The organism is Actinomyces sp. ICM39 (assembly GCF_000282935.1).
Lineage (GTDB): Bacteria > Actinomycetota > Actinomycetes > Actinomycetales > Actinomycetaceae > Pauljensenia > Pauljensenia odontolytica_B.
Map to the genome: position 1 here is coordinate 1 of NZ_ALCB01000097.1, position 10,278 is coordinate 10,278.

Below are 10,278 nucleotides of genomic sequence, written 5' to 3' on the forward strand. Positions count from 1 at the left end.
CCCGGGTCGCCGACGCACAAGACCTCGGTGGAGGGGTCGCGTCTGTGGCGCTCGCGGTGTCACTCCTGCGCGGCGCTCCCCGTGCGGTGCGCACGCGCACCCTGCGCGAGGCCGCCCGAGCCGCCGGCCTGCGGGCGCTGTCGAGTGGGCACATTGACGATCTTGATGACCTCGTCGTCGCGTGGCGAGGACAGGGTCCGATCCACCTGCCCGGGGGTCTGGCCTCCCGCGCTGGGCGCGGTGAATGCGCCCAGATCATTCTCCGGGCACACCCCGCGGGCGAGGATGGACACCAATCGTGACGGTCGCCGGCGCTCCACTCGCCGGGCCGCGGGGCGCCCGGTGCGCCGCGAGCGTGCTCACACGATGTTGCGCTGACAGTGAGAATCTATGCCTTCCTGTTACAGTCGCGCGGTTTTGTGGCACGCTTATAGTGGAACCGCTCGCGTTACAACCCAACGAAAAGAGGCCACGGTGGACGCCACCGACATGGGAAACGACCTGAAGGAAATCCTCGTCACCGCCGAGGACATGGACCGTCGGCTCGGTGAAATGGCCGAGCAGATTGACCGCGACTACGCGGGTGAAGAACTGCTGATCGTCGGTGTTTTGCGCGGCGCCGTCATGGTGATGGCGGATCTGTCGCGCAAGCTGCGCACTCCCCTCGAGATGGACTGGATGGCCGTCTCCTCCTACGGGTCGGGCACCAAGACCTCGGGCGTTGTGCGCATCCTCAAGGACCTTGACCAGGACGTGGCCGGTCGTCACGTGCTGATCGTCGAGGACATCATCGACTCGGGCCTGACCCTGTCCTGGCTGCAGGCGAACCTGCTGGGGCGTGGCGCAGCCTCGGTCACGATCGCGACCGCCCTGCGTAAGCCGGAGGCTGCCAAGGTTGACGTCGATGTGGCATACGTGGGATTCGATATTCCCGATGAGTTCGTCGTCGGTTACGGCCTGGATTACGCCGAAAAGTACCGCAACCTGCCCTTCGTTGGCACGCTGCAGCCGCACGTGTACAACAACTGAGAACACTGAACTGTAAGGGACGTCTGTGAACGAGAAGATTAAGAATAAGCGCCCCAGCCTGGGCTGGGTGCTGGTTCCGCTCCTCATCTTGCTGGTGGGTGGCTGGTTCCTGTGGCAGACGAACCAGCCGCGTTCGGTCTCGACCTCGGAGGGCCTGGCGCTCATCTCGGGTGACACGGTGGAGCAGGTGGTCCTCAACGAGGGCACCCAGCAGGTGAACCTGACGCTCACGGAAAACTACGTGCACCAGAGCACCGGCGATGACGACAAGACCGCGGATCTGGGTAAGCGCGTCTACTTCACGTACTCGTACGTGCAGACGAAGGACATCCTGGACACCGTGGCCGCCAAGGCCCCGGCCAAGGGCTGGAACGCGGTCCGTCCCCAGTCTGGCGCCCTCGGCGCTATCTTCCAGCTGCTGGTTCCGCTGCTGATCCTCATGGGCGCGTTCTACTTCGTCATGCGCTCCATGTCGGGTTCGCGCATGATGGGCGGCTTCACGCAGTCGCGCGCCAAGGAATTCAACCAGGAGCGCCCCGACGTCACCTTCGCGGACGTCGCCGGTGAGGACGAGGCCGTGGAGGAGCTCGAGGAAATCCGCGAGTTCCTGGCCTCCCCGGACAAGTTCCACAAGGTGGGTGCGCGCATCCCGCGCGGCGTCCTCCTCTACGGTCCTCCCGGAACGGGTAAGACCCTGCTCGCCAAGGCTGTGGCCGGCGAGGCGAACGCCCCCTTCTTCTCGATCTCCGGCTCGGAGTTCATGGAGCTCTACGTCGGCGTGGGTGCCTCCCGCGTGCGTGAGCTGTTCGAGCGCGCGAAGAAGAACGCGCCGGCCATTATCTTCGTCGACGAGATTGACGCCGTGGGTCGCCACCGTGGCAGCGGCATCGGCGGTGGCAACGACGAGCGCGAGCAGACACTGAACCAGCTCCTCGTCGAGATGGATGGCTTCGACGAGCGCGCCAACATCATCCTCATCGCTGCGACCAACCGCCCCGACATCCTCGACCCGGCCCTGCTGCGCCCGGGCCGTTTCGACCGCCAGATCGCCGTCGAGGCCCCCGACCTGAAGGGCCGCGAGGCCATCCTCAAGGTGCACGCGCAGGGCAAGCCGCTGACCGAGCAGGTCGACCTGCGTCAGATCGCCAAGCGCACCCCCGGCTTCACGGGCGCAGACCTGGCGAACGTCCTGAACGAGGCGGCGCTGCTCACCGCGCGTTCGAACATGCAGTTCATCGACGAGCGCGCGATCGACGAGGCCATCGACCGCGTGATCGCCGGCCCGCAGAAGCGCACCCGCGTCATGAACGACCACGACAAGGCCGTGACCGCCTACCACGAGGCTGGCCACGCTCTGGCCGCCGCCGCCCTGAACTACACGGATCCGGTCACGAAGGTGACGATCCTGCCGCGCGGCCGCGCCCTGGGCTACACGATGGTCATGCCCACCGAGGACCGTTTCAACAAGACGCGCAACCAGCTCCTGGACGACCTGGTTTACGGTATGGGTGGCCGCGTCGCCGAAGAGATCGTCTTCCGCGATCCGTCGACCGGCCCCGCCAACGACATTCAGCAGGCCACGAAGACGGCCCGCGCCATGGTCACCGACTACGGCATGAGCGACCGCATCGGTATGGTCAAGCTGGGCGACGCCGACACCGAGGCCTTCGGGCACGGCAGCGGCGAGGGCCCGCGTGCCTTCTCCGACGAGACCGCGGCGATCATCGACGAGGAGGTGCGTCGCCTCCTCGACAACGCGATGCGCGAGGCCTGGCGAATTCTGTCGGAAAACCGCGGCGTTCTCGACACGCTGGCCTCCCGCCTGCTCGAGGAGGAGACCCTTGATGAGGCGCAGCTCGCGGAGATCTTCAAGGATGTCGTGAAGGCCCCCGAGCGTCCTGTGTGGAACTACCAGTCCGACGCGGCTGTCCCGGGCGTGGTCTTGGGCCACCCGGTCGGCGTGGGGTCTGCCGAGGCCTCGGCCATCTCCGAGGTGTCGTTTGAGGTCCCCTCGATCGACGTCTCCGACGTGATGGATACCCAGGCGAACGAGGGCGAGGAGCAGTCGTGACCTACGATTCCGCTGGCGTCGAGAAGGCGTCGCGCGACCTACTCGTCGCAATCGGTGAGGACCCCGAGCGCGAGGGCCTGGTCGGCACCCCCGACCGCATGGCGCGCGCGTGGCGCGAGATGTGCAAGGGTCTGACCGAGGACCCCCGCGAGCATCTGCGCACCCAGTTCCACGCCGGTACCGACGAGCTGGTCCTCGTCCGCGATATCACTTTCTTCTCGGTGTGTGAGCATCACCTGCTGCCCTTCTACGGCCGCGCCCACGTGGGTTACATTCCGCGCGGCGGCGTCGTGACGGGCCTGTCCAAGCTGGCCCGCGTCGTCGAAGGTTACGCGCGCCGCCCCCAGGTGCAGGAGCGCCTGACCGCTCAGGTTGCCGACGCGATCGATGAGATCCTGAACCCCCAGGGCGTCATCGTCGTCATCGAGGCCGAGCACATGTGCATGTCGATGCGCGGCATCTCCAAGCCCGGTTCCTCGACCGTGACCAGCGCGCTGCGCGGCATCATGAACGACGGCGCCACCCGCGCCGAGATGATGGCCCTCGTCCTGTCCGGGAGCCGATGACGTGAGTGCGCTGCCCCTGCCCGCCGCCCCGGCCTCGTTCCCGGTCCCGCCCCTGGCGCTGCCGGGCGGCCTGACCCTGCCTGTCGGGCGGACGGCGATCATGGGCATCCTCAACGTCACCCCGGATTCTTTCTCGGACGGGGGACGCTACACGGACATCGCGGCCGCGCTGCGCCACGCGCGCGAGATGGTGGCCGCCGGAGCGGACCTCATCGACGTGGGCGGGGAGTCGACCCGCCCGAACTCGACGCGCATCAGCGCGGACGAGGAGTGGGCGCGCATCTGCACCATCGTCGAGTCCCTGGCCGCCGACGGCGTCATCGTGTCGGTTGATACGCTGCACGCGTCGACGGCCAGCGAGGCTGCGCGCGCCGGTGCGGCGATCATCAACGATGTGAGCGGCGGGCGCTGGGATCCCGAGATGAATGTGGCTGTTGCGCAGTCGGGCTGCGCGTACGTCGTCCAGCACTACCGCGCGCTGCCGGGCATGCCGGGGGAGCACTTCGACTACGGGGATGACCTCGTGGGCACGCTCATCGAGCGCATGGGCTCTCAGGTTCAAGACGCTATTGATGCTGGTGTGGCAGCTGATAAAATTGTGGTTGACCCGGGCCTCGGCTTTTCGCTGACGGGCGACCAGTGCTGGCAGATTCTGCGTGAACTGCCGCGCTTCTTGCAGGGCGGATACCCCGTCCTCGTCGGCGCCTCTCGCAAGCGTTTCGTCAAGGCCCTCGAGGGCGACGTGGACGCGAACAGCGCGGACATCGCCGCCTACTGCGCGGCAGCTGGCGCGTGGGCCGTGCGGGTCCACGACGTAGCAGCCACCGTGGCGGCCATCGCCCGAAAGGAGAACGACGTTGACTAACCGACGCGTCATCATCGCCCTGAAAGGACTCGGGGCGCTCGCCAACCACGGCGTCTACGGCTTCGAGCGTGACCGCAACCAGCGCTTTAGCGCCGACATCGTCATGTGGGTCGAGACCGCCGGTGCCACCGATGACATCGCCGCCACCGTCTCCTACGCCGACATCGCCGACGAGGCCATGGCTGTCCTCACCGGAACCGCCGTCGATCTCATCGAAACCCTCGCAGAAACCATCGCCGCGCGCGTCATGAGCCACGAGGGCGTCGTCGGCACCGAGGTCACCGTCCACAAGCCCGACGCCCCCATCGACCACCCCTTCGCGGACGTGTCGGTGACCGTGCGGGCAGGCCAGACCGACGCGATGCCCCTGTCGCTGTCCTTCAAGGGTATTTACGAGGCCGAGGACGGTTCCGTCCTCACCGGCGAGATCGAGGCCTACGGCCACGCGCAGGCTCCCAGCCCCGCCGAGCAGGAGCAGCGCGAGGTCCTCCCGTCGCGCCGTGCCGCGCACGCCGCGCAGGAGCAGCACGAGGAGGACGCCTCCCGTCCGGCGCACCTGCGCTCGCGCCGCGTCGTCCTGGCGATCGGAGGCAACCTCGGGGACGTGCCCGTGACCCTCATGCACACGGTCGAAGCACTGTCCTACATGGAGGGCTTCCAGATCGACGACGTCTCGCCGATCATGCGCACCAAGCCCGTTCTGGCCCCCGGCCAGGCACCCCAGCCCGACTACTGGAACGCAGTCGTCGTCGGCTCCGCGATCGCGACCCCCGACGAGCTGTTCGCCCAGACCAGCCGCATCGAGCGCGAGCTCGGTCGCGAGCGCCACGAGCGCTGGGGCGCACGCACCGTCGACATTGACATCATTCAGATCGAGGGCCTGGCCTCCTCCGACCCGGTCCTCACCCTGCCGCACCCGCGCGCCAAGGAACGCGCCTTCGTTTTGGCGCCCTGGCTCCTGTGTGAGCCCGACGCGATCCTCGAGGGCGTGGGCCGCGTGTCCGACCTGCTGGCCGATACCCCCGACCGCGAGGGCATCATCGACGCCGTCGACGACTGGCTCGAAGACCCGGCGGCCGTCATGGCTGACTCCGACCAGCTCCTCGCACAGCGCGCCGAGCAGGCCAGCGCCGACATGCGCGAGCTCATCGAGGCCCTGACAGGCGAAATCAGCCAGGTCGATAACCTTGTGACCCGCCCGGGAGTGCCCGCCACCGAGCTACCGGCACCCGTCGTCGATGCGCCCGAGGCCTCCGCCGAGGTCGTTCCCGCGCCCGAGGTCGTTCCCGCCCCCGAGGCGGTGCCGGCTCCGACGGTCGTTCCTGCCCCCGAGGTCACGCCAGCTCCCGCAGTCGCTCCTACACCCGAGGTCGCGCGTGCCGAGTCCTTCGAGGCCTCGTCCGGCCCACAGCCGCAGCCCCCCGCTCAGGCTGCCCCCGAGGTCTCCGCAGAGGCCTCGCCCGAGGTGCCCGCACCCGATGCGTCGCGCTTTGCTCCCGCAGAGGAGGAGGCGCCCGCCGCGCAGGCCCCTGTGGCCCCCGCCGAGGCCTCCACGGCCTCGCCCGAGGTGCCCGTGCCCGCTTTTGATGCGCCCTCCCAGGCGGCCCCGCCCCAGCGTGAGCGCCGCCACCGCGGGGGACGAGCCTCGTCGCGCCCCTCCTGGCACCCGGTTTCCTCTGTGCCCGCGGACTCCGCGGCCGGTCGTATGACCCGCAAGATCGGCACGGGCTCCTACAAGCCGAGCGGCAGTGAAAAGCCCCGCTGGGTCCCCGTCTTCGAATCCAACCGCGAGGAATCCCGTTCCTCGATCGCGCTGCCGGACTGGAACTTCTCCGTCAGCTCCGCGCACGATGTGCGTGTCGTCGACGACCGCTCCGGCCTCGGCCACGACGAAGAGCCACCCAAGGCCACCGTCCACGCCGACGGGCGCTCGACCATCCTCGCCCCCGGGCTGCCCGACAATACCCCCGTCGGTCCCATCCCCGAGGACGAGGCCACCCAGACCGGCATCCTACGTCGCGTCGTTGTGCGGCCCACGATGACCGGCGCGATCCCGATCGTCAAGAGGCGCTAAATGAAACCCGTGTCGATCGTGTGGGTGCTGGCGGTGGGCCTCGTGGCCGCCGTCCTGAGCTTCCTCGGCTTCTTCGCGCACATGCGCGAGGGTGGCACCCCGATGATCGTCACCCCGGGTCCCGCAGTCATCTTTGCGATCGCCACCGCGTGCCTCATTTGGTCCGGTCTGGCGGTGCGTCGACTGCGTGCCGGCAAAGACACGTGGATTGACGCGATCGGTGCGATGCGCGTCGCCGTCTTTGCGCGTGCCAGCGCCATCGTTGGCTCGGGCCTGACGGGGGTCCTGATCGGCGTCATGGCTGTGTCCCTCATGCAGCTGGAGGCTCCCGCGATGCTCGCCAACGCGATCGGCTCCGGCCTCAGCGGCCTCGTCGGCATCGTGTGGTGCGTGATCGCGATCGTCGTCGAGCGCTGGTGCGTCATTGATCCCGACGACGAGGGCTCGACGTCCTCCAAGCGCAGCGCCGCCGCCTGATCTGCCCCTCACTGGAGCGCGACGACGGGCGCTCAGCGTGTGAAAGTCGCCCCCGTCCCGAGCGTTAGCCGCTTGCTGCGCCCTGCGCCCGGTATCGTGGATGCGTGGCTGACCAGCGTAAGAATTCACCCAGGCGACCCACCTCCAGGCGTAGTACGTCGGGAGGCGCGACCGGTCGCACCGGCGATCGAGCGTCTCGCGCCGCAGCCGGCAGCCGCACCTCGACGGGCCGTCCGGCCTCGTCGAAGGCCTCACCGTCCACGAAGCGAGGCAGTGCCAGCGCGCCCAAGGTACAGCGCGGCGGCGCCGCACAGGCAGCCGCGAAGAAGAAGGGCGGGGGCCGTCCGCCGGTCAACCTGTGGCCTCGGCGCATCATCACTGGCCTTGGGCTGATCCTTATCCTGGCCCTCATCGTGTGGGGGATCGTCGCCGCCGTGCGCGCGATTGCGGGTGCATTCACTGCTGATCCTGCGCCCCAGTCGGCCCCGCAGTCCGCTGTCCAGTCCGGGGCCCTCGACGCCTCCGGGTACACGCTCAAGGGTGGCCAGGAAGCCACTGCCGACGGTCTGCTCACCGACGGTACGACGATTGACATTCCCTCCTGTCTGGACCGCGACATTACTGCCACCGCGACAGCATCCGCGACCTCCTCCGGGTCGGCGATGCCCGTGACACTCACGCTCGAAAACCGCGGCAGCGTCGCGTGCTCGACATCCCTGTCGCGCTTCGCCCTGCAGATTTCGACCGGTGACCTGCAGGTCTACAACTCGGCGAAGTGCGGCGAGGACCAGCAGTCGTCGGCGACCCTGCTGCTGCGCCCGGGCGCCACGTGGAGCGGCGCGCTGCGCTGGGATGGCTACGTGTACACGAACGGCTGCACGACCCCGGCGGGCGGCGCGAGCGCCGCGTCAGCCGGAACCTACAAGGTCGCGGTCACGATGGGCACGCGCGAGGTCGGCTCGACCGTCGTCGACGTGACTCCCGCGCCGACGCCCGCCCCGCAGTCCGGCGCTCAGTCGGGGGCTCAGTCGGGCCGCTAAGGCTTACCAGCCGACGAGGCCGGAGCTGACCGCCTGCGCCTGGTGGGCCAGGTTCTCGGTGATGAGCTTGGCGCGGTAGGGGCCGATGCCCTCGATGGCTTCCAGGTCCTCGGTGGTGGCGGCGCGCAGCTGAGGCAGCGTCGTGATGTGCGCGGACACCTCCTTGATGGCGCTCCACGACAGGTGCGGAACCAGGGAGAGGGCGCGCACGCCACGCGGCGTGATCTCGCGGTCCAGGTCCGCGACCTCGTACACGTCCAGGCCGAGGATGTTCGCGATCGCGGTGAGGTCCACGATGCGCTCCGACCCCAGGGATGAGAGCTCGGCCTCGACGCGGGCGACGTCGTCGGGGTTGTGGATGTAGTCGCGCATGACGAGGGCGCGCTCGGACGCGGAGCCGCGCACGAGGTCCTCGACCTGCAGGGCCAGCAGACGGCCCTCGGAGCCCAGCTCCTCCAGGTATTCGGTGATCTCGGAGGTGATGCGGCGGATCATCTCCATGCGCTGCATGACGGTGGCGACGTCGCGCACGGTCGCGCTGTCGCGCATCTCCAGGATGGTGAGGGTCTGCAGGACCTCGTCGAGGCGCTGGCTGTAGCGGTCGAGCGTATCCACGGCCAGGTTGGCGCGCGACAGCAGGGCCTCGGGCTCTTCGACAAGGCGGTGCTCGGTGCCCACGTAGATGGAGATCATGCGCATCGACGCGGACAGGGACAGAACCGGCAGGTGGGTCTGGCGTGCGGTGCGCTGGGCGGTGCGATGGCGCATGCCGGACTCGTCGGTGGGAATCGTGGGGTCCGGGAAGAGCTGTACGTTGGCCTTGCGGATGCGCCACAGGTCGGGGTCGATGATGACGGCGCCGTCCATCTTGCACAGCTCGCGCAGGCGCGCGGCCGTGAAGGCGATGTCGAGGTCGAAGCCGCCCGAGCAGATCGCCTGCACTTCGGGGGTGTATCCCAGGACAATGAGGGCGCCCGTGTGGGAGCGCTGGATTCGTTCCAGTCCTTCACGCAGTGGCGTACCGGGCGCGACTGCGCGCAGTGCCTCACGAAGGATCGCTGCATCGGACGTCAATGTGATTCCCTCCCTGAACAGTAGGTTCGATACCTATTATTGCGAGTCCGTCGGAAAAGCGACACGAATAGCCGTCGCCAGATCCGACACAGTAAAGACGGTGATGCCGTCGACGCCCGCGAGGTCCTCGCTGCCCTGAGCGGGAACGATGGCTGCGGAGAAGCCGAGGCGAGCGGCCTCGGCGAGGCGGCGCTGGGTGCCCGTACAGGCCCGGACTTCGCCCGTCAGGGAGATCTCTCCGACCGCGACGAGGTCCGCGCGAGGGGGAACGCCCTTGAGAGACGACACGATCGAGATCGCCATCGCCAGGTCGATCGCGGGTTCGACTGTGCGCGCCCCGCCGACCGTGGAGACGTAGACGTCCGCGCCCGACGTGTCTGCGCCGATGCGGGCCTGCAGGACTGCCAGGATCATGGCGACGCGCGCGTGGTCCACGCCCGACGTCGTGCGCCGAGGCGAGCCGCCCGAGGAGGGCGCGACGAGCGACTGGATTTCCGTGGGCAGCGGGCGGCGCCCCTCGAGGGAGACGGCCGCGCACGTGCCGGGCACGCCGCGCGTCGTGCGCGACAGGAACAGACCAGAGGGATCGGCGAGGCCGTAGATCCCCGAGTCCGTCAGCTCGAAGCAGCCGACCTCGTCGGTGGGGCCGTAACGATTCTTCACCGCGCGCAGCAGGCGCAGGCGCGAATGACGGTCACCCTCGAACTGGCAGACGACGTCCACGAGGTGTTCGAGGACGCGCGGACCCGCAATGCCGCCGTCCTTCGTCACGTGGCCCACAAGGAGGGTGGGCAGGTCGGATTCCTTGGCGACCCGGATGAGCGAGGCGGCAACCGCGCGCACCTGCGCGACGCCGCCCGCCCCACCCTCGACCTGGGCGGAAGAGATGGTCTGCACGGAGTCGACGATGAGGAGAGAGGGGGAGGCCTCCTGCACGTGGCCGAGGACGACGCCAAGCTCCGTCTCATCTGCGATGAGCAGGTTCGGTTCGAGGGCGCCGATGCGTTCGGCGCGCCCGCGCACCTGCGCCGCCGACTCCTCGCCCGTGATGTACAGGACGGGCCCGCGCCCGCCCGCGGCCG

General features: G+C 68.7%; 10 protein-coding genes. 8 read left to right on the top strand and 2 right to left on the bottom strand.

The window, feature by feature from the left end:
* From HMPREF1137_RS10040 to HMPREF1137_RS06050, 8 genes are all read left to right on the top strand, one after another.
* Positions 1–302 (top strand): TilS substrate-binding domain-containing protein (locus tag HMPREF1137_RS10040; protein WP_196792966.1); only part of this gene is annotated, 302 nt, incomplete at its 5' end.
* A 172-nt stretch (positions 303–474) separates the two neighbouring features.
* Positions 475–1,029, top strand: a complete 555-nt coding sequence (gene hpt / locus HMPREF1137_RS06020) for a hypoxanthine phosphoribosyltransferase (protein WP_007590027.1) — start codon at positions 475–477, stop codon at positions 1,027–1,029.
* Positions 1,030–1,054: 25 nt separating this feature from the next.
* Complete coding sequence (gene ftsH, locus HMPREF1137_RS06025) at positions 1,055–3,100, top strand: ATP-dependent zinc metalloprotease FtsH (protein WP_007590037.1); 2,046 nt, start codon at positions 1,055–1,057, stop codon at positions 3,098–3,100.
* A complete protein-coding gene (gene folE / locus HMPREF1137_RS06030; protein WP_007590026.1) occupies positions 3,097–3,666 on the top strand; it encodes a GTP cyclohydrolase I FolE in 570 nt (189 codons plus the stop codon). The genes ftsH and folE overlap by 4 nt, the downstream gene beginning before the upstream one ends.
* Before the next feature lies 1 nt (position 3,667).
* Positions 3,668–4,531: a dihydropteroate synthase gene (gene folP / locus HMPREF1137_RS06035; RefSeq protein ID WP_007590024.1), complete on the top strand. Its 864-nt coding sequence runs from the start codon at positions 3,668–3,670 to the stop codon at positions 4,529–4,531.
* Positions 4,524–6,605, top strand: coding sequence for a 2-amino-4-hydroxy-6-hydroxymethyldihydropteridine diphosphokinase (folK, locus tag HMPREF1137_RS06040; protein WP_007590029.1), 2,082 nt, complete (start codon positions 4,524–4,526; stop codon positions 6,603–6,605). The genes folP and folK overlap by 8 nt, the downstream gene beginning before the upstream one ends.
* Positions 6,606–7,082 (top strand): DUF3180 family protein, encoded by a 477-nt coding sequence (locus HMPREF1137_RS06045; RefSeq protein ID WP_034497122.1) that lies wholly within the window; start codon positions 6,606–6,608, stop codon positions 7,080–7,082.
* A gap of 104 nt (positions 7,083–7,186) precedes the next feature.
* Positions 7,187–8,122 carry a hypothetical protein gene (locus HMPREF1137_RS06050; RefSeq protein WP_007590028.1) on the top strand — a complete coding sequence of 312 codons (936 nt, stop codon included), beginning with the start codon at positions 7,187–7,189 and terminating at the stop codon, positions 8,120–8,122.
* A 3-nt stretch (positions 8,123–8,125) separates the two neighbouring features.
* Here HMPREF1137_RS06050 and disA read toward each other — a convergent pair whose 3' ends face one another.
* Entirely contained in the window at positions 8,126–9,196 is a 1,071-nt protein-coding gene (disA, locus tag HMPREF1137_RS06055; RefSeq protein WP_007590022.1) for a DNA integrity scanning diadenylate cyclase DisA, read from the bottom strand.
* A 36-nt stretch (positions 9,197–9,232) separates the two neighbouring features.
* Positions 9,233–10,278: DNA repair protein RadA (locus HMPREF1137_RS06060; RefSeq protein WP_007590032.1), on the bottom strand; the 1,046-nt coding region annotated here is incomplete at its 5' end.